The organism is Chitinophaga agrisoli, from assembly GCF_008386695.1.
GTDB classification, from domain to species: domain Bacteria; phylum Bacteroidota; class Bacteroidia; order Chitinophagales; family Chitinophagaceae; genus Chitinophaga; species Chitinophaga agrisoli.
Map to the genome: position 1 here is coordinate 776,923 of NZ_VUOC01000002.1, position 26,365 is coordinate 803,287.

The 26,365-nt window shown below is 49.7% G+C and carries 17 protein-coding genes; 14 read left to right on the top strand and 3 right to left on the bottom strand.

Annotation, left to right across the window (positions count from 1 at the left end; genetic code table 11):
- The first annotated feature begins 73 nt into the window (after positions 1-73).
- The 5 genes from F0L74_RS10515 to F0L74_RS10535 all read left to right on the top strand — a co-directional run bounded on the left by F0L74_RS10515 (position 74) and on the right by F0L74_RS10535 (position 7,605).
- Entirely contained in the window at positions 74-1,645 is a 1,572-nt protein-coding gene (locus F0L74_RS10515; RefSeq protein ID WP_188315951.1) for a SusC/RagA family TonB-linked outer membrane protein, read from the top strand.
- A gap of 66 nt (positions 1,646-1,711) precedes the next feature.
- The gene (locus tag F0L74_RS10520; RefSeq protein WP_149837825.1) at positions 1,712-3,664 is read left to right on the top strand and encodes a SusC/RagA family TonB-linked outer membrane protein; all 1,953 of its coding nucleotides are present in this window, start codon (positions 1,712-1,714) and stop codon (positions 3,662-3,664) included.
- 19 nt (positions 3,665-3,683) lie between these two features.
- Positions 3,684-5,420, top strand: coding sequence for a SusD/RagB family nutrient-binding outer membrane lipoprotein (locus F0L74_RS10525; protein WP_149837826.1), 1,737 nt, complete (start codon positions 3,684-3,686; stop codon positions 5,418-5,420).
- Between the two features lie 160 nt (positions 5,421-5,580).
- Entirely contained in the window at positions 5,581-6,561 is a 981-nt protein-coding gene (locus F0L74_RS10530; protein ID WP_149837827.1) for a zinc-dependent alcohol dehydrogenase family protein, read from the top strand.
- Between the two features lie 105 nt (positions 6,562-6,666).
- Positions 6,667-7,605 carry an NADP-dependent oxidoreductase gene (locus F0L74_RS10535; protein ID WP_149837828.1) on the top strand — a complete coding sequence of 313 codons (939 nt, stop codon included), beginning with the start codon at positions 6,667-6,669 and terminating at the stop codon, positions 7,603-7,605.
- A gap of 52 nt (positions 7,606-7,657) precedes the next feature.
- Here the strand turns inward: F0L74_RS10535 and F0L74_RS10540 are convergent, their stop codons facing one another.
- Positions 7,658-8,530 carry an AraC family transcriptional regulator gene (locus tag F0L74_RS10540; RefSeq protein ID WP_149837829.1) on the bottom strand — a complete coding sequence of 291 codons (873 nt, stop codon included), beginning with the start codon at positions 8,528-8,530 and terminating at the stop codon, positions 7,658-7,660.
- 73 nt (positions 8,531-8,603) lie between these two features.
- Complete coding sequence (gene bla, locus F0L74_RS10545; RefSeq protein WP_149837830.1) at positions 8,604-9,479, bottom strand: subclass B3 metallo-beta-lactamase; 876 nt, start codon at positions 9,477-9,479, stop codon at positions 8,604-8,606.
- A gap of 281 nt (positions 9,480-9,760) precedes the next feature.
- Here bla and F0L74_RS10550 point away from each other — a divergent pair, with 281 nt between their 5' ends.
- From F0L74_RS10550 to F0L74_RS10585, 8 genes are all read left to right on the top strand, one after another.
- A complete protein-coding gene (locus tag F0L74_RS10550) occupies positions 9,761-10,522 on the top strand; it encodes an SGNH/GDSL hydrolase family protein (RefSeq protein ID WP_149837831.1) in 762 nt (253 codons plus the stop codon).
- 383 nt (positions 10,523-10,905) lie between these two features.
- Positions 10,906-14,034 (top strand): SusC/RagA family TonB-linked outer membrane protein, encoded by a 3,129-nt coding sequence (locus F0L74_RS10555; RefSeq protein ID WP_213086939.1) that lies wholly within the window; start codon positions 10,906-10,908, stop codon positions 14,032-14,034.
- A gap of 19 nt (positions 14,035-14,053) precedes the next feature.
- A complete protein-coding gene (locus F0L74_RS10560) occupies positions 14,054-15,616 on the top strand; it encodes a RagB/SusD family nutrient uptake outer membrane protein (protein WP_149837832.1) in 1,563 nt (520 codons plus the stop codon).
- A 61-nt stretch (positions 15,617-15,677) separates the two neighbouring features.
- Positions 15,678-17,681, top strand: a complete 2,004-nt coding sequence (locus F0L74_RS10565; RefSeq protein WP_246197673.1) for an alpha-galactosidase — start codon at positions 15,678-15,680, stop codon at positions 17,679-17,681.
- Positions 17,682-17,702: 21 nt separating this feature from the next.
- The gene (locus tag F0L74_RS10570) at positions 17,703-19,883 is read left to right on the top strand and encodes an alpha-galactosidase (RefSeq protein WP_149837833.1); all 2,181 of its coding nucleotides are present in this window, start codon (positions 17,703-17,705) and stop codon (positions 19,881-19,883) included.
- A gap of 18 nt (positions 19,884-19,901) precedes the next feature.
- Positions 19,902-20,918, top strand: coding sequence for a GntR family transcriptional regulator (locus tag F0L74_RS10575; protein WP_149837834.1), 1,017 nt, complete (start codon positions 19,902-19,904; stop codon positions 20,916-20,918).
- 144 nt (positions 20,919-21,062) lie between these two features.
- Positions 21,063-22,139 carry an SDR family oxidoreductase gene (locus tag F0L74_RS10580; protein ID WP_149837835.1) on the top strand — a complete coding sequence of 359 codons (1,077 nt, stop codon included), beginning with the start codon at positions 21,063-21,065 and terminating at the stop codon, positions 22,137-22,139.
- A 16-nt stretch (positions 22,140-22,155) separates the two neighbouring features.
- Positions 22,156-22,992, top strand: a complete 837-nt coding sequence (locus F0L74_RS10585; protein WP_246197674.1) for a helix-turn-helix domain-containing protein — start codon at positions 22,156-22,158, stop codon at positions 22,990-22,992.
- A 3-nt stretch (positions 22,993-22,995) separates the two neighbouring features.
- On the opposite strand, the gene F0L74_RS10590 is transcribed toward F0L74_RS10585, so the two are convergent.
- Positions 22,996-25,569: a GH116 family glycosyl hydrolase gene (locus tag F0L74_RS10590; RefSeq protein ID WP_149837836.1), complete on the bottom strand. Its 2,574-nt coding sequence runs from the start codon at positions 25,567-25,569 to the stop codon at positions 22,996-22,998.
- Positions 25,570-25,697: 128 nt separating this feature from the next.
- On the opposite strand from F0L74_RS10590, the gene F0L74_RS10595 reads away from it, so the two are divergent.
- The gene (locus F0L74_RS10595) at positions 25,698-26,354 is read left to right on the top strand and encodes a methylated-DNA--[protein]-cysteine S-methyltransferase (RefSeq protein WP_149837837.1); all 657 of its coding nucleotides are present in this window, start codon (positions 25,698-25,700) and stop codon (positions 26,352-26,354) included.
- The last annotated feature ends 11 nt before the right edge of the window (positions 26,355-26,365 follow it).

The following is a 26,365-nucleotide window of genomic DNA, read 5'->3' on the forward strand; positions in this document are numbered from 1 at the left end:
CTTAAAACAACGTTAATGTATGAAATTTAATTTCTACAAAACGTCCGCTTGCCTCCCGAACATTTCCCAAAACATGCCGTCCCCTTTGGGAAAAGGCGCCCGCCAGACGCTCAGAAGACGGATCACTATTACTGTACTGCTGCTCCTGATCACCTGTTTACAGATCAGCGCCAAAACCTTCTACCAGCAGATCACTTTATCACAAAAACGCTCGCCCATTATAAAAGTATTCGAGGAGATCAAAAAGCAGACCGGCTACCGCTTCTGGTATGAAGACAAACTGATAGCCCAAAGCAAACCAGTGGACATTGCGGTACAGAATGCCACGCTGGAACAAGTACTCGATCTCCTGTTCAAAGATCAGCCCTTCAGTTATGAGATCATCGGCAAAGTGATCGCTATAAAGGAAAAACCAGCAAAGGCCGGCAATATAGATCTACCGCCTCCGCCTGACCAGGATAAACGGATCTCCGGCATCGTAAGGGATAGCCTTGGCACACCGCTGCCAGGCGTATCCTATTCCATAAAGGGCACCAAAACGGGCGGTGCTACGGATGCCAGCGGCCGTTTCAGCATAACAGTGCCCGGCAACAACACCATCCTTGTTTTCAGCTCCATTGGCTTTGAGACCAGGGAAATAAGCGCAGGCAGCGGCGACTTCCTGAACATAACACTCTCCGCCGCCTCCACCGGGCTAAGCGATGTGGTAGTCACAGCGCTGGGCGTTAAGCGCGACAGGGCCTCCCTGGGTTATGCCATCAGTACCATTAAAGGAGAAGAGCTCACAAAGGCAGGCGCAACCATGAACCCGTTCCTGGCGCTGTATGGCAAGGCATCCGGCGTAGGCGTGAACGCAGGCGCCGCAGGCCCGCAAGGCGGTATCAGGATCAACATCAGGGGTGCGGCCAGTATGAACCCGGACCAGAACACACGGCCGCTGTTTGTAGTAGATGGCGTGATCATCAGTGACAGGAAAACATCTATCGGAGGAACAGTAGGCGCAGGTTTTGACTATGGCGCCGGTATCAATGATATCAATTCCGTGGATATTGAGTCCATCGAAATACTAAAAGGCGCGAAGGCAACCGTGCTGTATGGCAGCGATGCTGCTAACGGCGTAGTGCTGATCACCACCAAAAGTGGCCGTAATACAAGAGGGTTCGGCATGACCGGCGCTTATCAATATACGATCGAACAACCCGCCAATTACCTGAAACTGCAGAACACCTATGGCCTGGGACAAACAATCTATGACACTGCCTACGCGACCGTGAACGGCCGGCAGACCAGGGTAGTACCCAATTTCCGCTATAACTTCGGGCCAAAGTTCGATGGCGCAGATATGATGATGTATGATAGCAGTATCGTGAAGAACAATGCATACCCCAATAATTACAGGGACCTTTTCCAGACCGGATACTCTTCCAATGCCAACGTTGCTATTTCCGGCAGTAATGAAAAAGGCTCGCTCAGGGCATCCTATACCAACTACCGTTACCAGGATATTATCAGTACCAACTCCTGGCAAAAACGGAACACCTTCAGCTTTAACGGAAGCATTAAAGCCTCTGACCTGGCCACCTTTGAAGTGGTGTCCAATATTTACAATATTACCTCCCAGAACCGCAGAGGTATGAATTCCTAGTCCATAGCATGGGGATTTCCGCGGGATTACTCATTTGACAAGGTCTGGTCCTTATACACAGATGAATTGGGCTATAAGCGGGATCTGAGCAACATGGGCGTTCCCCAGGCCGTAAATGAGCTGGGCGCGTACATGTGGGAACTGGAGAAAAACCGCTATCAGGATGATAAGGTACACATGATCACCTCCGTAAAAGCCACCCTGAACTTCACCAAGAACATCTTCCTGGTAGGACAGGCCGGATTGGATTATGACAATACCACTTACAAGAATGAGAAAAGTGTGGACAGGGTCCTGCCCACTATTGCAGGCGGAAGTTTCAGCGTAGCAAAAGAGAATGCGACCGTACAAACCTACCAGGCCTTGCTGAACTATGACAAGGGCTTCCTGGGCGATAACCTGCACCTGTTTGCATTTGCCGGCGGTATTTACCGGTTGCGCACGTCAGAATACCTGGGCAGCACCACCGTGGGCGGCCTCACCTATCCGGACTGGTACTCCTTTGCCAACGAAGTAGGCCCACCCTCTGCGGATAACCTGTACCTGCTCCGGAACTACAACAGGGGCAGCGATGTGTTGTATAGCGCGGTAGCATCCGCCACAATATCCTGGAAAAATGAGCTGTACCTGGACCTGCAGGCAAGGAAGGACTGGAACTCCACCCTGCCGCCAGAGAATAACACTTATTTCTACCCGGGTACTTCTATTACCTGGAATTACACGGAGCGTTTTCACATCCCTAAAATGAACAGGGGACAGTTAAGGCTGGCCTGGGCAGATGTTGGTAACGGTACTACCCGTTATTTTGCAAACAACCTGTATACTTTTACCCGGTTGCCCGGCACGGACGCCGTTTCTGTGCAGCCTCCCGCCAACATTCTGCCTGGCTCGCTGAAACCGGAGCGCAAAAGGGAATTTGAAGTGGGCATTAACAATAGCTTCTTCCGGAATAACAGGGTGGTACTGGATGTTTCCTTCTACAGGAATAACATCTACAACCAGATCATGAACCTGGCCATCTCTCCTTCATCCAGCTCCAATGCGCTCAAGATCAATGCCGGTAACGTAAGGAACTGGGGCGTTGAACTGGCTATCACGGGCACGCCCATACTAACGAAAAACCTGCGCTTGGATATTACGGTGAACGGCGCACGGCAGGGCTCCAAAGTGGTAAAACTGTATCCGGGCATTACACAGAATTTCCTGTATAACCTCATCAACGGTTCAGCGGCCGCTGTACGCGCGGATCAGGGAAGACCTTACGGAGAGATCGTGATGACGGACTACCAGCGTGATGATGCAGGAAACCGGCTGGTGAACGAAAACGGCCTCTATGGCCTGAACTCTCAGCGTTATATTGAAGTGGCCAACATCATGCCCAAATTGTATGGAGGGATATTGTCGGACCTACACTATAAGTCTTTTGACCTGCGTATAGGCCTGGATTATAAATCCGGCGGCACCGTATTCTCCTATACCAATAACCGCATGTTCGGTTTAGGGCAGCTGGAGAGTACGCTGAAATACCGCGACGAAGAACACGGCGGGCTTGCCTATTATATCGACGCCAATAACAAGAAGGTGGCCTGGCAGCATAACCAGGCAGCGCCCGCAGGCGCCGTTGGCGGGAAAGTATATCATGACGGCGTGGTACTGGACGGCGTTAAGATGGATGATACCGGCAAATATGTAAAGAACGATATCATCGCGTCTGCCTCCGATTATTACCTGTCTTATGTAAATGACCTGGCCAGCTCTTTCCCACCGGATGGCCTGTTTAAGAACAATTATGTTAAAGTGCGGGAAATTGCCCTGGCCTATACACTGCCACAATCAGTTGCCCAGAGATTGCGGCTGCAGAAGCTGACAGTGAACCTGGCAGGCCGTAACCTGTTCTACATTTATAAATCCATACCCAATATTGACGTGGAATCCACACTGGGTGCAGATGTTTATGTGGAAAACACGGTATATCCCGGCCAGCGCACCTATTCCCTGGGCCTGACAGTAGCTTTCTAACGCATAAAACAGAGAGAAAATGAAAAAACTACTTTTATATATCATCATAGCCGCAACAGGCATAAGCGCCTGTAAAAAAGACCTCGAGGATAGATATTATAACCAGGACCAGTTAAGAGGCGGCACATCAGATATCGTTCCTGGCCTGTTCACACAGTTGATCACCACCAATAAGATCTTTGTACAGGATTATGGAGAATGGTTCTACCTCTTGTCTGGCGGCACCAGCATCACCGGTTATGAGCAGGTGACCAACCGCTACATATCCTACCGGTATGACTGGTTCTCCACCTATAACGATCTTACTTCAGGGAATGGTTTTGATGATTACCCCATTACCAGCCAGGCCTATTTTGAAAGCAGCTATACGCGCCTGAAAAACTGGGAAACCATCAAGGGAGAACTGGATAAACGCAGCGGACAGGACAAACAAGATGCGGAGCTCTATTTTAAACTGGCTACATTGGTAAAACTATACCAGTCTGCCAAACTGGTGGACCTCTTCAATTCCATTCCGTACTTCAACGCTTTTGAAGGCGGCAGCGGCAGCACAGACCATTATTTCCCCGCTTATGATAATCCCAAGGAGATCTATACATCCATTATAGCAGACCTGGGTGAGCTTGTCAATACGCTGGGAGCAGCCTATGACCAGACCTCCGAGCTGGGTAAATCAACATTCCGCACGCAGGATGTGGCTTTCAAAGGTGATATCAACAAATGGATAGCATTTGCCAATGCTACCCGCCTGAAGCTGCTGGTAAGGATCTCCGGTGTGGACGAAGCCTATGCCAAGCCGCTGATCACTGAAACCCTGACAAAGCCGTTACCTACGCAGGACCTCACCTGGCAGTTATGGTATAAGATAGACCCTACCGGTGGCGGCTTCTGGTTACGCGGGTTGTATGAGACCACCTACGCGGCCTTCATTCCCAACATTATCATGAAAAGGATGAACTACGGCGACCTTACCTATAACGAAGGTATTGACGATCCGCGGCTGCCTGTACTGGCCCTCCCAACCAAATACAATGATTACAGGGGCATTTCTTACAATATAGACGCGCAGACGCCTATATACGATGGCGGCGACACCTACTATCCTTATGCGGATGACATCACTTCCTCCCTCGGGCAAAATGCCAAATCCATGTACAATCATGCCACCTTTCAACAGAATGCCAACATGCCGGTATACATGTTCTCGCTCGCAGAGCTGGACCTGCTGCTGGCGGAGATTGCGCAGAAAGGCCTGGCTGCCACTGGCAAAACAGCTGGCGAGCATATAAAGGACGCGGTAGTGCATTCTGTTGATTTCTGGTACATGATCAACCAGCTAAGCGTATATGAAAGGGGAACAGCCGATTCGGTATTGTATCCAGCTAAACCTGCGGCAAACGTGATATCCGCCTGGGGTGACAAGATCAGCGCAAAATTCAATACAGCTGCAGACCTGGACGGTAAGATGGAGATACTCATGCAGCAAAAGTATATTCACCTGAACCTGTTACACCCATATGAACTATGGGCAGAGCTGAGAAGGACCCGGCATCCCAAACTGGAACCATTCACCTGGCGGGGATCCGTATGGAAGCCCATGCCGGAGCGGGTACGCTACCCTACTGCTGAACAAAGCGCCAACCCGGACAATTTCCAGAAAGTGGCGGACCAGAATAACCTGACCACCCCCATCTTCTGGGTGCCAACGGCCTTGCGCAGTGTAGTACCTTACTGGAATGACTATAACTACGAATAGGATCTGAGAACAGCCCATGCGCCCCGTTACTGTTTAGCAGTACGGGGCTTTTTTATTTATGCAATGTCCCTCCCGCCAATTTATACAGATTTATGTCATCAATATACATCCCTTCCCTTCCCATAAACCCTGACCTTTGTATCACTAAATTCAGCGAACAATGAAAGCACTCATTTTAAATAGCTACAACTCCCCTCTCCAATTGCAAGAGGTGGAAAAACCAGTCCCCGCCTCGGGACAGGTCCTGATCAAAGTAAGATCCGGCGGCCTGAATCCCCTGGATCTCAAGATCATGTCTGGCCAGGCGGGGCACGCCCAAACAAAACTGCCGGCCATTCCGGGCATAGACGTAAGCGGGATCGCCGAAGCTGTTGGCAAAGATGTAAGCACATTCAAACCGGGTGATGAAGTATATGGCATGATTGGCGGCGTTGGCGATAACCAGGGCTCACTGGCGGACTATGTAGCTGCAGATGCGCGATTACTGGCTTTGAAACCTAAAAATCTCTCTTTTCATGAAGCCGCAGCTTTACCGCTGATCTTTATTACCGCCTGGGAAGCCATGGTAGACCGGGCTAACGTACACGAAGGCCAGAAAGTATTGGTACACGGCGGCGCCGGCGGCGTGGGCCATATTGCCGTACAAATAGCCAGAGCGCGCGGCGCAGAGGTATTTGCGACTGTCAATAAGCGTCATTTTGAGCTGATAACAGGTTATGGCGCTGTACCTATTGATTATTCCGCCACCTCTGTTGAGGCCTACATGGATCGATATACTGATGGTGAAGGCTTTGATGTGATCCTGGACAATGTAGGCGGTAAAACCCTGGATGATGCTTTCGCGGCGGTAAAACGGTATACCGGTCATGTCGTGAGTATCCTGGGCTGGGGTTCCCACAGCCTGGCGCCCCTCTCATTCCGCGGCGCTACCTATTCGGGTGTTTTCACGCTTTACCCATTGCTTTCAGGAAATGGCCGGTCACATCATGGCGAAATATTGCGGCAGGCAACAGCGCTAATTGAAGCAGGAATGGTGAAACCAACCGTGTCCCCATCCTCCTATAACCTTGAAACTGTTATGGATGCCTACCGGGAGGTAGCAGCAGGCAGCGCCGGAAAAGTGGTGGTTGACATAAGTTAACCCCGCGGCCCCTGAAAAGCCACACCTTCTTTTACAGGTTTTTATCCTTTTTATACAGGAAACCAGCATTCCAATAACGCATTTTTGCACCGTAATTAAATCAATATGAAAGCAATAATCATCAATGAATTCGGCTCACCTGCAGTCCTTCAGCTTACAGATACGCCTATACCAGTACCTGGCGAAAACGAAGTCCTGGTTAAAGCGAAAGCGATCAGCATAAACCCTGTAGATGTAAAGACCAGGTCAGGCGCCGGCATGGCAGGGAGATTAAAACAAATGATGCCTGTCATACTGGGCTGGGATATTTCCGGCACCGTAGCTGCCAGCAATGACATCCGCTTCAAGGTTGGAGACGATGTATTTGGCATGGTCAATTTCCCCGGGCATGGCAAAGCCTATGCAGAATATGTTACTGCTCCGGCGGATCATTTTACGCTGAAGCCATCAACCATCAGCCATGAAGAAGCAGCGGCCGCCACCCTGGCCGCGTTAACCGCCTGGCAGGTATTGGTGCAGCATACAACTATCCGTAAGGGAGACCGCGTGCTTATACACGCCGCTGCCGGAGGCGTAGGCCATTATGCCGTTCAATTGGCTAAACACCTGGGCGCTTATGTTGTAGGCACCTCTTCTGCCGCCAACAGAGACTTTGTAAAAAGCCTGGGCGCGGATGAGCATATCGATTACCGGAGCGTAAAATTTGAGGAGGCTACGAACAATATTGATTTTGTCTTTGATACCATAGGCGGTGACAATATAGCCCGCTCGCTGACCATTATAAAACCAGGAGGCGCCCTGATCAGCATACCTACTGGTATTAAACCGGACATCGCAGCGCTGGCCAGTTCTAAGAACATCGATTGCCGCTTCGAGCTGGTTTATTCAAGTGGTAAAGACATGGAGCAGATTGCAGGCTTGCTTGAGCAGGGTATACTCAAATCCCATGTGTCCGCTGTGCTGGATCTTAATGAAATGGCAAAAGCGCATGAAATGATGGAAACCGGCCGCACCGTTGGCAAAATAGTGCTGGCTGTCCGGTAAATTTTTTGTGACAATAAAACGCAGACAGCGCCGGGCGGCTATTCCTCCGGAATTAATTAGCCACAGGCATAGCTACAGCCCGGTGCTGCTTTCTAAACGCAGTAGGACTAAGCCCTTTATATTTCTTGAACAAACGGTTAAGATGACTTTCATCAGTAAACCCAAGCTCATTTACAATTTCATTGATCCTCATATCACTATGCTGTAACCGCGTTTCCACCAGCTTGAGTTTATAATTGATGATATATTGCTGAATGCTTTCTCCGGTATGTTTCTTGAAATACCGGCTAAGATATCCATCAGCAATGCCAAAATGATCCGCTACGATCTCCGCCCTCAATTTGTCGGGGTCATAAATATTCTCCTGTATATAGTTGAGGATGTTAATGACCGTATTGCCGGTGTTCTCTGACACCTGATCAGGCATATTCATGCCAATATTCCGTGCAACGATCGTGATAATGGTATTAACGATCTGCGTGATGATCTCATGATGGTACAATTGCTTATTTGCAAGCTCTCCCAGGATAGACGTCACCATTGCCTTTACCAGCACTTTATCAGGGGCATTACATAAAATGCACCCCGGCTGATGACTGGCATTATGAAGGATATATTCCAGTTTCCTGGTCCACTCAAAATCACGGGTATCACCCTTCCCTTGTGATCTCACATAGATATCATTAAACCGGATAAATAAAAACTCCGTTGTGCGCTCAATGTCGAAAGAATGACAATCGTCCGGCGTGATGAGGAACAGCTGTCCCTCCTGGTAGTTGAATTTATTATCATTAATACATTGAATACCGGTTCCGCTTATCACATACACCAGCTCAAAGAAATTATGTTTATGCGCCGATTTGGGGCATACATCAAGCTGCTTATAAGCAATCTCAAAAGGCTGATAAAGACTCTCCTTATGCATAGTACTGTAAAACTACGAATAAGCCGGAATATCTGATTGCCTTACCCTGGGTTTGTCAAATTAGCTAAACAGGTTATTCCTTCATCTTTTTATCATACTCCTGCTGCAGATCGCGCAACGCCACATTGTAGCCATCTTTATCCATAAAAACGCGGGGATTGTATGCATCACCTGGTGTATGCTTATCGTGCAGGTTGAACTGACCGGCATGGGAGGCCAGCCAGATATCGAAGGAAAGGCGCTTCATGGCCGCCAGCGTATAGGCGTAATCCCTGCTTATACCCGGATAGGTTTTCAGGTCTGCAAATCGTTTGCTGGTAACAATAGAAGGCATATTAGCGATAAGGACCTTATACGTACGCTGCCCGTCTTTAACCGTAAACAAAAAACTGCAGGATCCTTTTGTGTGACCGGGATGGTGCAACATGACCAGCTTCATATCACCTAACCGGATGGTATCGCCGTTATGTAGTATACGATCAGCTTTTACGGGCACAAACATATTGCCATTGCCTCCCATGGAGTAGTCTGAATTGCCGCCGTCTGCCAAAACAGCCACATCCCCTTCATCCGCCATGAATTGCGCACCTGTTGCCTTCTTCATCGCGGCCATAGCGCCCACATGATCATAGTGCGCTTGTGTGGTTAACAATATTCTGGTATCGGACGGCTTAAAACCAAGCGTCCTGATATTGCCCGTTATTTGTGACAGGGAAGCGGCGGTTCCTGTGTTGATGAGTATATTTCCCCTGTCTGTTGTGATAAGATAACATGCCAGCTCGTATGTGCCCACATAGTATAGGTTTCCCGCAATCCGGAATGGCTGATACGGTTGGGTCCATTCAGCATCTGAGATCCTGGGCTCCCTGACATCCTGGGCATTTGATACGATAGATGATAATAAAAAAAGAGTGGCTAACAGTATAGTTCCTGACGCGCCAATAAACATAGTAAGTATTCTGTTCCGGAGAGATGTAGGTCTATTATCAAGATAGGCCTGAAATGACATACGGTAAAGTTTTATCCTTTAAAGGTATCGAGAACAGGCGATTATTCAAATAAGCCCCTGCTTCATAATTACGGAAGGCTCCCACATGATAAGCCGGCGGGCAGGTCTTTTGGGTGATAAGAATCAAATACCGCTTGCAGAACAACAAAAAAAACAGCATATTTAACCCACTAAACCCGGCTGCAGCGGGTTAATGACACGCTTTAAACCAACGTACCGAAATGAAAACAAGGCTACATTTCACGTTTTTCCTGATCCCGCTTTTGCTCTGTTCTTTCATAATAAAAGACAAACAAAAGATCAATATCGTATTCATAGGCGACAGCATTACTGCTGGCGTACGCCATCCTGAAGAAATATCTCCCGGCAGATATGCAGGCGAATACCTGCAGCAACAAGCCGTTTTTGCCAGGGTACAGGTGGCTAACCAGGGGGTAAGCGGTTTCACCACCCTCAATTTCCTACCCGGGCAGCCTGCTTTTGCCAATGTTAAAGCGGCTGCAGATGCTTTTTACGCGGACAAACAAGCCGCTCTTATTTTTTCCATCATGCTGGGCACGAACGATAGCGCCGTTAAAGGCCCCACTGGTGCGCCGGTGGCCCCTGCCGCATACCGGGCCAATCTAAAGGCCATTGCAGATGCACTTTTTGCGGCTTATCCGGGTTGTAAGGTGATGATCAATTACCCGATATGGTATAGCGAAAACACGCACAACACCTCTACCTATATGAAGGAAGGACAGTTGCGGATATTACAATATAAAAAGCAGATCGATACCCTCGTGGCGCTCTACAAACAGGACAAATCCAGGCGTTTGTTTATGGGCGATAAAGCGGCATACGATTATTTTAAACAGCATTCCACTACAGATTTTAAACCGGAGAACGGCCCCTATGGGGTTTTCTACCTGCATCCTAATGAAAAAGGCGATAGAGTCCTGGGCGCCTTCTGGGCAAAGGCCATTTTAAAGATCGCACAATAAACATAGCTCCCCACTACCTCGTTGCCAGTTCTTTCTTACAGGCGCTTTAACGGCGTCTATTACCTTGTTTTGTCCGGCACTTTACAGGCACTGGCTACGGGAAATAAGCCCAGGCCCACCCTGCAATTTTTATCAAGCTTCCAAAAAATAAATTTGATTTTTCGAAACTAACCCTATATTTGTCAAATAGAATAGAATAGGATAGCCAATCAAAAGTCGCAGACCAACCTGAAGACCAGCGGCAAGTACCGCGCAGGGGGACTGTTTTATGGGGGAAAACAAACGCTCGACCGTACGATGTATTACGTTATGGAAGATTGTCAACTAGAATTATACCTATCATTAAAAAAGAATCTTTTACAAACAACCTTATGCTTCACGTTATGCATGCAAGAATTGCTACCAAAATGCGATGGCTGCTGCTGGCCGTCATAGCCATGCTGACCAGTGCTGCGCCCATTTTTGCCCAGGGCGGCGGCAGGATCTCCGGAAACGTTACGGATATGAAAGGAGAAGCGCTTCCCGGCGTGTCAGTAAAGCTGACCGGTACTAAAACCGGCACTATTACGGACGCTAAAGGCGCTTTTACGCTGAGCACAGACGGCCAGAACGGCGCGCTGGAGTTCAGCTTTTTAGGCTTTGAAACGCAGACAGTTCCTTTCAAATCCAGCGCTTCGCTGAACATTAAGATGCAACAGGCCACCTCCACTGTGGATGAAGTAGTGGTAGTAGGCGCCAGCATCAAAAAGACGGATCTTACCGGGGCCATTTCCACGGTAGACTCCAAGAAACTGCTGGAAAGACCGGTTACCAACATTAACCAGGCCTTACAGGGTAATGCTGCCGGCGTATCTGTTACCAGCCCTACCCGTCCCAGCGATGATGCTACCATCAGGATACGTGGTATTAACACTATCAACGCAGGCTCCTCCCCCATTTATGTAGTGGATGGCGTGATAATGGAAAATAACCAGGGCGGCTTTAATTCAGTGAACGTAAACGACGTGGCCTCCATCCAGGTGTTGAAAGACGCCTCCGCTACTGCGTTATATGGTTCCCGCGGCGCCAACGGCGTAGTGGTGATCACTACCAAAAAAGGCCAGCGCCGCGGTGGCGATGGTCTGGTGACCTATGACAGCTGGGTAGGCAGTTCCAGTTTTACCCGCATTCCCAAAAGGATGAACGCACAGCAGTTGTTTGACCTGCGTACGGACGCTTATGCTAACGGCTACCTGAAAGATAATCCAAACGCTAACCGCCAGGATTATATCGATAATACCCTGCTGAAAAGCAATATTGCGTTCTCTGACCAGGAATTTGCCACGCACAACAAGAACCAGAGCTTTGACTGGCTGGACCAGGTATCGCAAACCGGCGTACAGCAAAACCATGCGGTGAGCTTCTCCGGCGGTTCTGACCGTGGCGTATTTTACCTGAGCCTTGGTTATGCAGGCACAAAAGGGGTAATAGACAACACCAAACAAAACAAATATACCGGCCGCTTTAATGCGGAATACAATATCAAGAAGTGGTTAAAAGTAGGTACCAACACCGGCTTTACCCGTACCAACGACGACATCCCTTCTGATGATGTGTATAATAAAGCACTTAACGCCAATCCCCTGCTGGATTTTACACCGTATATGGATCCGGCTACCCGGTACACCCCGGACTACCTGACCGTTTACTACCGCTCTCACGGGGAACAAAATAACAATGACTACAATCCATTTAACTCCATGGCTGTACAACGCGACCGCCGCCGTAACCGCGTTACCTCATCCAACTATATAGACATTGAGCCCATAAAAGGGTTGAACTTCCGTTCCACCTATTCAATGGATTATGGTGCACAGGATTATTTTGAGTTCACGCCGCATAACATACAGGAAGCGATCCGCCACTACAACGGCGATGCCCGCGCTAAACATGCAAGATGGAGCGATACTTACTGGCAATGGGATAATACGGTTACCTATACCAAAACTATCGCCAACGACCACAAGTTCACCGCACTGTTAGGTACCAGCCAAAGCAAACGTCAGGCAGATACCACCTCTGCACAGGGCGACCGTTTTCCTGGTGACGCTTTCTCCTACCATGATCTTGGAGGCGCTGCCGCCGTGGATAAATCCGTGCTAGGGTCAAACTTCTATGGCTACAGCCTGATGTCCTTCATTGGCCGCGTGAACTATGCTTACAAAGACAGGTACATGGTAACCGCCACCGCACGTTACGATGGATCTTCCCGTTTTGCAGCAGGCAACCGCTGGGGCGTATTCCCCTCCATATCTGCCGCCTGGAATGTGACCAGGGAACGTTTCATGGAGGACGTGCATATCTTTGACCAGTTAAAACTGCGTGTTGGTTATGGTGTGGTAGGCAACCAGGACATCGACAACTACGCCTATCAAACCCTCTACGGCTCAAGGGTAGACAATGGCAACGCCCTCATTGTTAATGATGGCCGCCGTGGCAATCCCAACATCACCTGGGAAAAACAAAAACAAGCTAACCTTGGCCTGGATATGGGCTTCTTTAAATCCAGGTTAACAGCTACAGTAGACCTCTTCGATATTAATAACGATAACCTGCTGTTAAACCGTTCCCTGGCTTTGACCACCGGTTACAAACAACAATGGGAAAATATTGGTACCGTAAATAACAAGGGTATAGAAATTTCCGTAACCGGCGATATTATTCAAAAGAAGAACTTTAACTGGTCTGTATCCGGCAATATATCCTTCGATAAGAATAAAGTGACCAAGTTGTATGGTGACGCCACCGAGATCTACAATGTTTATGAGAACGTGATACAGCGTGATGGCAATATCTTCCTGGGCAAATCCCTGCATACGATTTACACTTATGTATCCGGCGGTATTGCACAGGAATCCAACCGCAGGGAATGGGAAAACGTTAACTTCAACGGTAAGACCGTAAACCCGGGCGATCTCTTTGCTAAGGATATCTCCGGTCCCAATGGCCAACCCGATGGTGTGGTAGATACGTATGACCGCACGGTGGTAGCCAAAATGGATCCCAAGTTCTATGGCGGTTTCTCCACCAACCTTAACTATAAGGGTGTTGGACTGAATGCAATGTTCACCTACTCCTATGGCGCTAAAAAGATCAGCAACTACTATGAAGGCCTGATCAACAGCGTTGGTGAAAGCATGGCTTCCACAGACCTGCTGGACCGTTGGACGCCGGAACATACCAACACGAATGTTCCCCGTGTGATCGCCAATACCAGCTACAACCGTTTCAATCCGTCAGACCTGGATTACGCGATCCAGAATGCATCTTTCCTGCGCCTGTCAGCCCTTACGCTGTCTTACACGCTGCCGGAGCAACTGGTGAGCGCCTGGAAGCTGAATAACCTGCGCTTGTATGTAACTGGTTCCAACCTGTTCTGTATTACCAAATACAAGGGCATGGATCCTGAGACCGGCGACTACAACTATCCTCCGGTAAAAATGTATGTATTTGGACTGAATGTAGGTTTCTAAACTTCAACTGCTAATAACTATGATACGCACGATAAAATTTGCAGTAGTAGCCGGATGTATAATATTATCCGCTTCCTGCAGTAAGTTCCTGGACGAACCAAGTGTAACAAAACTTGATCAGGATCAGGTATTCTCTGACCCGGAACTGATAGAAACGAGCCTTAAAGGCATTTACTCTAACTGGAAGGCTGTCCGTACAGATGAACAGGGCCTGATCATGATGATGGGCACGGATGAAACACAACAGGGCGCATTTCAGATGAAGAGCGATCCCAGTAAAGGTGGCCTGGACCGTTTTGATGGCAACCTGAACTCCACCCAGAACCATATCACCAACCAGTGGAATATCCGCTGGCCTATAGTAACGGAAGCGGCCAAGATCGTAAGAGGCATGAGCGCCACCACCGTTACACCGGGCTCCCGCGAAGCTAAGTTGCTGGGCGAAGCATCCTTTATCCGTGGTTTCGTGGATTTTCAACTGGCCATGTACTGGGGCGAGATTCCCATCGCAGATCCGGCCCGTGCAGACCAACTGGGTAGCGGCCGCCAGCCGCTGAAGGATGTATGGACATTCATCATTGAAGACCTGCAACGCGCTGCTGATAACTGTCCCAAGACCAACGATCCGGGCCGTGCTACTTCCGGCGCTGCCTGGGCAATGTTAGGCAAGGCTTATATGTCCGCACCCGTAGCTACCGGCCTGCGTGATTTCCAGAAAGCCGCCACCTGCTTTGAAAAAATGATGGGCGATTATACCCTGGTGCCTTACCAGGACCTCTGGGACTATAATAAACCCAATACCAAAGAGGCCATCCTGGAATTCCAGTTCAGCAATGTATATCCGAATAACAACAAAATACAGTTCCAGATAGGATCCCGCGCCGTACAAGCAATTGGTGGCGACGGCTGTTACTATTCCGGTTATGATAAGATCGTACCTACCCAATACGCCTACTCTACCGTTGAGAATGGCGGCGTATGGGAAGCCGGTGACCTGCGCAAGGACCAAGCCATCCGCTATGATTTCACCTATTATGGCCAGGTGCCTACCCTGGATCCCATCCTTTGGGAGGACCTGGGCAATGATTATGACGAGCTGCTGCCGCACGTGAAAAAATATGAGGACTTCCGCACAGACAAGCACACGGATAATAAGATCAATAACATGTGGAACTCTGGTAAGAATATACCGGTGCTCCGCCTGGGCGATATCAAACTTTGCTATGCTGAATGTCTCAATGAATTAAACCGCGTAGGTGCTGCCGTGAACGTAGTAAATGAAGTGCGCACCCGTGCCTGGGGTGGCACACTGCCGGCTGACAAAGCATGGGTAGCTATGTCGCAGGACGCTTTCCGTACCGCCATCATGGATGAGCGCATACGCGAGCTGTTTGCAGAAGACTGGCGCCGTATAGACCTGATCCGTACCGGCAAATATGTAGAGCTGGTAAAAGCCCGTAACAAATGGGCCAAACAAAACGGCTCTATACAGCAATTCAACACGCTCTTCCCCATCCCCGACACGGAGATCAAACAGAATCCGGACATCAACCCTGAGGATCAAAACCCTGGCTATCACTAGCCGGTACTTAAAATAAACAGGTCCGCTGTGTTACCGCAGCGGACCTATTTTTATAATTACTATGATGAAGAGAGTAAGATTTGTCCCGCATCTTATGATAGCGGTAGCTATGCTTTTGTTCCTGCACGTAGCGCACGCAGCTACGCCGGGCGACTGGAAAATTGTATATGACAAGACCGGAAAGACCCTGCACCTCACCAGGCCGTCAGGTAATGTGGACCTGCAATTGTTTGCCTCCTATAAATGGAACGGGCAATTGATCACCACAAAGGATTATGCCGGCGGTACGCTGGCGGTAAAATCCGTTACCGACGCCTTTGGCAAAGGCAAGCTGTTACAGGTCACCTACCGGGATGAAAAGCTGCCTACCCTGGTGCAGTCATTCTATCAATACCCGGGAAAAGATTACCTGCTCACCGATTTCACGCTTACCGCGTCTTCCGGCAGCATCGCCTCCAATTATATGGCCCCGGTTAATATTGTAGATATGACGCCTGCGCTGGGCAAAGGAGACAATCGTGCCCTCTTTGTGCCTTTTGATAACGATAAATGGATACGCTTTCAATCCCATCCACTGGATTTTAATACGCTCACCAGCTACGAAACCACCGCTGTTTTTGATGGCAGTACCCGTAAGGGGCTGGTCGTAGGCTCTGTGGAGCATGACTTTTGGAAGTCTGCCGTGATCATGAACAAGGCTGATAATGGGAACGGATACGCACTCACCTGCTACGGCGGTGCGGCAGATTCCACCACCCGTGATCTGCTGCCCCATGGCGCCCGTGAAGGACATCTTATTAAATCGCCGAAGGTAATGCTGGGCGTATTCAGCGACTGGCGTACTGGTATGGACGCCTATGGCGTAGCCAATGCCACCATCGCACCACGCAGGCCCTGGAAAAAAGCCAAGCCTATGGGCTGGAACAGCTGGGGCGTATTAGAGTTCAAGATCAACTACGAGAAAGCGCTGGAAGTCTCTGATTTCTTCAAAGAAAACCTGCAGCCGGCACATTTTGTAAATGGCGACGGTGAACTGGTAATTGGCCTGGACTCTGGCTGGGATAAATTTACCGAAGAGCAACTGAAGGAGTTTGTACGGCATTGCAAGGCTAACGGACAAATGGCCGGTATTTACTGGACGCCGTTCACTGACTGGGGCAAACATCCCGACAGGACCATCAAAGAAGCGCCAGATTATAAATTTAAGGACGTGTACCTGTACGCCAACGGCCAGCCACAAGACCTGGACGGCGCGTATGCGATAGACCCCACCCACCCTGCCATTGAACAGCGTATGCAAAAAGTGTCCGCACTTTTTCACCGCTGTGGTTTCCAGTATGTAAAAGTGGACTTTATGGCGCATGGCGCTATTAATGCAGATAAATGGTACAATCCCCAGGTAAAGTCCGGCATAGCCGCTTATAACTATGGTATGCAGCTGCTGGACAAGTACTTTGGCGATATGTACATCAACCTCTCCATTGCGCCTATTTTCCCCGCACAATATGCCCAGTCCCGCCGCATTGCCTGCGATGCCTGGAATAAGATAAAAGATACCGAATACACCTTAAATGCTGTTTCCTATGGCTGGTGGATCACCAACATCTACCAGTTCAATGATGCGGACCATGTAGTGCTGCAAAAGGCAACGGAAGGTGAAAACCGCGCCCGTGTAACATCCGCAGCAATCACCGGCCTGTTTATCACCGGTGATGATTTTAGTAAAGAAGGCAGTGAAGAAGGCAAGGCAAAAGCAAAACAGTTCCTGACCAATGCCGAGGTAAATGCCGCTGCCATGGGCCGCAGCTACCGCCCGGTAGAAGGAACAGGCGAGCATTCTGAAGACCAGTTTGTGCTTACGGATACGCATGGCAATACCTACTATGCCGTTTTCAACTACACAGAGAATGAACGCAGCCTGCCGCTGAACCTGGAAAGACTGGGACTTGATCCGGCCAGGCATTACCGCGTGCGCGACCTTTGGTCCCATACCGATGTAGATGCTACGCAGACCATCAGCATACCGGCCAAAGATGTCCGTTTCTTACAAATCAGCAGTAAATAAGCAGACCTATAAATTGTACTCATGAGGAAAAAGATCGTATCCATTTTAGTTTTCCTGGTTGTTATAGCCCATACGGCAGTCAGATCAGAAACTATCCGTATATCCACCAACGAAACGGAGCTTGTTCTGCAAACAGCACAGAACGGGCGCCTGTTTCAGCTTTACCTGGGACCCCGCCTGAAGGACCAGGGCGACTACGCCTTGTTGACCAGCTCCATGAAATCCCATAGTAACGAGCAAGCATGGGAAGCCTACCCGGTATCCGGTACAGAAACGTTTTTTGAACCGGCCTTCGCCATTCAGCATAACGACGGCAATATAGCAACGGTGCTCCAATATGTTTCACATACCGTAAAACAGACCGGTGATGTTACCGAAACGGCCATCACCTTGAAAGACGCGCTGTACCCGATACAGGTAAAACTGTACTACCAGGCCTTTGCAAAAGATAATATCATCAAATCCTGGACAGAGATCAGCCACAACGAAAAGCGGGCAGTGAACATCAGCCGCTACGCTTCGTCTATGTTATACTGGAAACGCGCGCAGTATTTCCTTACGGAATTCAGCGGCGACTGGGCCAGGGAAGTGAATATGAGCACTGCTCCCCTGAACTTTGGCAAAAAGATCATCGACTCCAAACTGGGCTCCAGGGCAGACCTGCATGTATCTCCTTTCTTTACGGTAGGATTGGGTGATACGCCGCATGAAAACGAAGGACAGGTGCTGATGGGGACCCTGGCCTGGACGGGCAATTTCCGCTTTACGTTTGAAGTAGATAACGAACATAACCTGCGGGTGATCTCCGGTATCAACCCGGAAGCATCTGATTATGCGCTGGATCCGGGTAAGGTGTTCACCACACCGGCCTTTATCTTTACCCTGAGCAACCAGGGCACCGGCAAAGGCAGCCGCGATCTGCAACGCTGGGCGCGTGATTTCCAGTTAAAAGATGGCCACGGCGACCGCCTTACCCTGCTGAACAACTGGGAATCTACCGGTTTTGATTTTAACGAGCCTAAGCTGGACTCCCTGATGGAAGAAGCAAAATACCTGGGCGTAGACATGTTCCTGCTGGATGATGGCTGGTTTGGCAACAAATATCCCCGCCATAGCGATACCCAGGGACTGGGTGACTGGCAGGTGACCAGCAGCAAACTACCCAATGGCGTGCCCGCACTGGTAAAAGCAGCTACGCAGGCAGGCGTAAAGTTTGGCATCTGGATAGAGCCTGAGATGGTGAATCCGAAAAGTGAGCTGTTCGAAAAACATCCGGACTGGGTGATCATGCTGCCCAACAGGGAGCGTTACTACTACCGCAATCAGCTTGTGCTGGACCTCAGCAACCCGGCGGTGCAGGAGCACGTCTTTAACGTAGTGGATCACCTGATGACGGAAAATCCGCAACTGGCCTATATGAAATGGGATTGCAACAGTCCCATCACCAATATCTATTCCCCTTATCTTAAAGACCGGCAGAACAACCTGTATGTGGATTATGTACGGGGTTTATACAAGGTGCTGGACCGCATCAAGGCAAAATATCCTAACCTGCCCATGATGTTATGTTCCGGTGGTGGCGGCCGTACAGACTATGAAGGCCTGCGTTACTTTACAGAGTTCTGGCCCAGTGATAATACAGACCCGGTAGAGCGCCTGTTCATTCAATGGGGATATTCCCAGTTCTTTCCTGCCAAAGCGGTAGCCGCGCACGTGACCAGCTGGAACCATGACGCCAGCATCAAGTTCCGCGTGGATGCAGCTATGCCCTACAGGCTGGGTTTTGATATCAACGTGAAGGAACTACGCCCGAAAGAGCAGACCTTCTGCCAATCTGCCGTGGCTACCTACAACCGCATAAAGAACATCAGCTATAACGGGGATCAATACCGTTTGCTGTCACCTTATGAAGGCAACCATACGGCACTTATGTATGTAAGCGAAACACAAAAGCAGGCCGTTTTGTATGCCTATGATATCTATCCCCGTTATGCGGAAATCCTTTATCCCCTGCAGTGCCAGGGCCTGGACCCCGCAAAGAAATACCGGGTGCGGGAGATCAATCTGATGCCTGGCGACAAACCAGCGGAAGCATTTAACGATAAGGTCTATTCCGGCGATTACCTGATGCAAGTGGGGCTGGATGTGTTCACCGCTACCAAATTACACAGTCGTATACTGGAACTGAATGCCGTTGAATAGCGGGTTTAAATACATGTGATGGATACTATCTTTGAAAAAATACGGGAGCTGGACGAGATGCCTTCTTATTCCAAGCACGAGCGGCTGGTAGAAGGTATCATCAACGCTATCAATGAAAAGATCATCGGTGTAGGCGATGCCCTCCCGTCTGTGAATGTGATGATCTCCGGGCTGGGATATGCCCGGGAAACGGTGGTAAAAGGCTACCGTGAGCTACAGAGCCGTGGCCTTATTGAATCCAAGAACCGCTTAGGGTATTTTGTGGCGGATGATAATACAAGGCAGTCGCTCAAAGTGGCGTTGCTCATGTACACCATTGATACCTTCCAGGAACAGTTCTACCGCAATTTCCGCAATGAGCTGGGCGCTAATGTGCACCTGGATGTATTCTTCCATCACGGCAACATTGAGGTATTTGAGACCATGCTTTCGCTGATGAGGAACCGCTATGGCATGTATGTGATATCGCCTATCCACCATCCGCGCACCAAAGCGCTCCTGAATGCCATTCCGCGGCATAAGCTGCTGATGGTTGACCGCTACGAACCGCTGGACGGGGAGTTCAATTATGTGGTGCAGGAGTTTGAACGCTCTTCCTACACCGTATTTGAACAGCTGCTGCATGAGATCAAAAAGTTTGATCAGATGGTCTTTTTCCACAATCCTGATTCCCTGTTCCCGCCGGAGATCGTGCGCTCTTTTCAGCAATTCACGCAAAAACACGGTATCAAAGGCAAGGTGCTGCGCGAGTATGCGCGCGGCTCCGTGAAAAAGGGTGTGGTATACTATGTAAATGAGAACGCTGAATTGTGGGATCTTTTAACAGACTGTAATACCCAGCAGATAATACCTGGTAAAGATATCGGCATCCTGTCCCATAATGACGAACCGGTTAAAAAGATCGTAGGCAATGGCATTACCACTTATTCCGTTAGCTTCTCTGAAATGGGCAAACGTGCCGCCAGGGCGGTGCTATCGAGAGAACTGGTACATGAAGTACTGCCCACGGAACTGATCAGGCGCAGCTCCCTTTAACAATACTATCATAAAATATTAGGCTACAGGCTCCGGGTAATGAACCCGGAGCCTGTAACGTTTTAACAAAGTAAATCCGGACGTTTCAACAAAACAGCCAATACCATTTACGCGCTAATTTGCACCTGTATCAAACAGCAAAAAATGAACCATCCAAATACAGGGAAAACAGTATTAGTAACCGGCGGAACGGGCTTCGTGGGTATTCACTGCATATTACAACTGTTGCAGCAAGGTTACCAGGTAAGGACCACCATCCGTTCGCTGAGCAAAAAAGATGAGGTGATCAGCATGCTGAAAACAGGCGGCCTCACGTCCATTGAAAACCTCTCCTTTACGGTAGCAGACCTTACGCAGGACGCCAACTGGGAAGTGGCCACACAGGGCTGTACCTATGTGCTGCACATAGCATCGCCCATCCATCTGCATTTGCCCAAACATGAAGACGATATGATACGCCCGGCGGTAGACGGAACGCTGCGGGTATTAAAAGCAGCCAGGAATGCCGGGGTACAACGGGTGGTGATGACCTCCAATTTTGGCGCGGTGGGCTACAGCCATACAGACAGAACCACGCTCATCACGGAAGAAAGCTGGACCAACCCGAATGAAAAAGGACTATCTGCCTATAATAAATCAAAAGTATTGGCGGAGGAGGCTGCCTGGGATTTTATTAAAAAAGAAGGCGGCGCCATGGAGCTGACGGTGATCAACCCAATGGGCATATTTGGCCCCTCCTTAAGCCCGGTACTATCCAGTGGGTTTGGCTTGCTGCAAAAGGTAATGGACGGTACTATGAAGGCCCTGCCTGATATTACCCTGGGTATTGTGGATGTACGGGATGTTGCGGAGCTCCACCTGCGGGCCATGACGGCGCCGGAGGCCAAAGGACAGCGTTTCCTGGCACTGGCGGGAGGCACTATGTCTTTGCTCGAGATAGCCCGCCTGCTGAAAGAAAAGCTGCCTGATGCCACGCAAAACACCTCCACTAAAAAGTTACCGCGCTGGGTAGTACGTATAGCCGCACTATTCAATCCACAGGCAAAAGCCATGTTGCCGCTTATTGGTATCTACCGCAACGCCAGTAACGAAAAAGCAAAGCGTGTGCTGGGCTGGCGCCCCCGCAGCAATGAGGAGGCGGTACTAGCCTCAGCGGAAAGCCTGGTGAAATGGGGAGCGGTAAAATCCGTAAGTTTACCTACGGAAAATGAGGGTAGATAACCAATAATCCACTGCGATGGAGCACACAGCCATGAAAGCGAATGCCATTACCACCTGTTATGTGGGACCAGAGATCTCACCGGAGCAATTTATCCCGGAACATTTCTTCCTGTACCTGGCAAAAGGCAAAATTGAGGGCTATGATGGTCACCGGAAATATGTGATGAAAGCAGGTGATTACGTGCTGGCCTGCAAGAATCAGCTGGCCCGCTACAATAAACATACAGATAAAGGCGCGTTTGAAAAAGTAGTAGTGGTCTTTGACCAGGCATTCCTGAAAGGTTATATGGAACGGTATAAGATCGTTCCGCCTGCCCCATCGCCCAAAGCGCCCTTTATCCCTTTGCAAAAAAACGAACTGGTCCCTCATTTTATACAGTCGTTAACGCCTTATTACAACAATGAAAACAACCGGATCGGCGATCCTTTTCTGAATGTAAAACGGGAGGAGCTGCTCATGATCCTGTTGCAGCACAACTCGGAGCTGGCCGGCATATTATTCGACTTCAGGGAGCCGGAGAAGCTGGACCTGGAGGCGTACATGAACCGGAACTATAAGTTTAATGTACACCTGGAACGTTTTGCTTACCTCACCGGCCGCAGCCTGTCTGTTTTCAAAAGGGATTTTGCAGCCATATTTTCGGATACCCCTAATCGCTGGCTCACGCAAAGGCGGTTGCAGGAAGCCTATTTCCTGCTGGATAAAAAAGGGGCAAAACCTTCAGAGATCTACCTGGACCTGGGCTTTGAAAACCTGTCGCATTTTTCATTTGCATTTAAGAAAAAGTATGGCATAGCGCCAACGGAGCTTTCTGACCGGAAAAAACAGGCCCTCCCGCTCAAGAAGGCATAACGCTTAGATCCTTCTTGTACCAGGCCCCAGTTGGATATACCGGATATCGAATTTGCCGTACACCGCATTGTAAGTGACTTTGCCATTTTGGTAGGAAACATTACCAAAACCATCCTGAGTAGACAGGAAGGTGGTGAAATCGCCAATCCTCGGCTCTATATAAAGCGTTTTCTCCACGGCGTCATAACGCACGCCGGTAAGCGCCTGTAAAAGCCCATAGCTGGACATAGCCCTGGCATACCAATGCCCGCACTCATATTCATTAAAAGGGTTACGCACCTTACCATCGTACCTGTTGCGGCAGGCCTTTACTAGGTCCAGCCCCTTCTTTACCTCGCCCATAAAGATCAGGTGGGATGCCACCTGGTATTCAATTCCTGTCCATACTTCATTGCTATATACAAACGGCAGGGACAGTTTGCCACCTTGCGGCCAGGAGCAAAGCAATAAGCCGGCTTCTTTACCCAGCGCATAAGTAGGACGCTGTGGATTGGCATGGGCGGAAAGGTCTTCCCGGAAATTATACTTGTGTACAGCCCGCAGATGGCTGGTGGCTTTTTCCTCATCGATGATATCATTCAACCCGCATACCCTGGCTATCCAGGCGCCCAGGATACCATCAGATAAACAACCCGTACCATACTGGTATTTGGGGCCTTCCTGCTGCAGGAGTTCGAGCGCTTCCGGCGAATACCTGGTTTGAAATGATTGCGCCTTGGTTGGGTCTGGCGACTGCAGGCCCGTCCACTGGATCTTCTGTATAAAATATTCTCCGTTGAATAACTCGTTTTCCAGGTAGCTCCTCCCCTTTGCATACAGCGGTTCATAGTCTGCTGTTCTTTCTCCCAAGGCTTTTGCCATGGCAATAAAAGCGGTGAGCGCGCCCAGGTAAAAACTGGTGCACATGCCGGTAGCGCCCCAGAATTCTATATCATAAGTATTATGATGCGGTTCTTTAATAACGCCTTCATGGGTAGGGTCCCAGGTCTTGATACAATAATCCATACTCTTCTTCACCGCCAGGAACTTAGCGCGCAGCCAGGCCGTATCCCCGCTGATGCGCCAGTCGCGGTACATTTTCATGATACCGCCCATCTGTCCATCGGCAGCCGCATGGAATGTGTGCCGCGCTTTAGTGATAGGCATATTGGCGCGGAATACCTGGTGGCCCGCTTCATTTTGATTTTCGTTAAACTCCGTGTCACGTAGGCTTCTTTCCAGCGCAGGGAACAGGTGGGGCAGTGCCTGGGCATAGTTCCATACATGGGTGCAGGAGCCGTGACAGCTGCCCCAGCTATCGCCACAACCTTCCCAGGCCCAGAAACGGCCGTCATACTGCCGCATAACAGTGGCGGATTTTAAGATGGTTAGATTGGCGGCCACCGCTTCCAGTACTTCGGGCGGCAGTGTGGAGTTATAAAAAGCATCGCTAAATAACATTGATTTCTGCCGCAGGTCTTCATAATCTTTTCTCCAAAAGTCAGCCACATCGCCAATATGCTTAAACCGCGCGGCATACCAGGGCCGGTAAAAACGGGCCGGTGTTGTGTCGCTTTCGTCCTGCGGCTCAAATTCCCCTATCCGTAAATTGGAGTGCGGTACATACCATGCCATCATCAGGCGCACCGTTTTCTTTTCCCCGGCGTTCAGGCGCAGCGGCACGTATAACGACGCGCCCGGAGCACTTTCACTTATTTCGCTATGCGTCCTGATCTTCCCTGCGCTAACGGTGTTCCATACCATAGAAAGCGGATCAAACCAATCGCCCCTGAACCAGCAATGATCAACCTCCGTGGAGGGATCGTCTGTAAAGATGGCAAAGTACCCATCTTTATGCGGCGAACCCTGGGCGCCGCCGGTGTTTAACACAAATCCATCAGCCATACCGGTGATACTATTGCGCGCCCCTTCCTGTTGCATAAAATTGCGGGCATGATAAGAGAACACGGCTTCTATAGGCTTACCGGAGCGGTTTTCGAAACTATACTCCAATCCCGCCACGGGTAAACCGGAGTTATCCGCATCTGTTGGTATAAAGGGGTTCCAGGCCTTCAGGCTGGCTACGATGGGCAATGCTTTATCTTCCATCTGCAGCTCACAGAAAGGAAACCGGGCCTCAAACCTGGCTGTCTCAAATCTCGGCAGCCCCCAGGTAGCGCCTCCGCGGCCCCCCAGACCAGCGTCATGTTGCCCAAACTTTTTCCACTCCGGCACCGGGCCTTCTATCACCCTGGCAACGCCGCCATCTTTCATACTTATGGCGGCAAACATAGCGGGTTCATGAAAAACATCCGGCACATGCCGTATAGACATGTGTGAGATACTTCCTGTGCCTTCTACGCAAAACATGCCGGTACCAATACCGCCCAGCGGAAAAGCGATCCTGTTATTGTATTCATGGAGATAAGCGCTATTGTATGCGCGGGCATTAAGTGGGGATTTATCAGCTCTTTCTGCAGTTTCTCCAGATTCAGCCGGACTGGCTGCCTGTAATGTCAACGGGCCCAACCCTACTCCAATACCACTCAACGTAAGCTGTTTTAAAAACGTGCGGCGTTGCGAAGATCTGTCCTGCATAGGCAATGCTTTTGGTTTCTTTCTCTTAAAATAGCCATAATACGCGAAAAATCCATGTGCTTCCCCAGCAAGAAACGGGTTGGGGGCCTTTTTGAACGGCGGTAATTTTGTATCTTAAATCACCATTTATGCAAACGCAACACATTTCATTTGAGCATCTTACAGCTGCCAACTCCGGCCACCTGGTGCGGAAAGATGTTTTGAAGCAGCGCATTAAAAACACGCAACTGGATACCGCGGCTACTTCTTTTAGCGTAGCGGAATGGACAACGGAAGATAACGTGGCCGCCATCGCATGGAGTTTCAGCTATACTATATTTGGAGAAGCGCTGTTAGCATCTACCAGCAAAGGGGTTTGTTTTATAGGCTTTACCAATGATGACCGTGCAAACACGCTGGCCGGTTTTCAGCGCAGGTTTCCAGACAATCCAATGGTGGAAGCCAGTTCTCCCCTACAGGAAGATGCCTTACGGCTGATGAATGATCCTGCCCTGCGGCTTTTGTTACACCTGCATCTGAAAGGCACCGCTTTCCAGCTGGAGATCTGGCATAAGCTGCTGCGCATTCCCTTTGGCGGCCTTACCACTTATATGGCGCTCACAGGGAACCGGCAGGATGCAAGGGCCATAGGCTCCGCCGTAGGCGCTAACCCGGTTGCCTACCTGGTGCCTTGCCACCGGGTGATCCGCACGGATGGAAGTTTCCATGGTTATCACTGGGGAACCGCACTAAAAAGGAAGCTGCTGGTGTATGAAGTGCCAGACACACAACCCGTACTTTTCTGATAAACTACAAA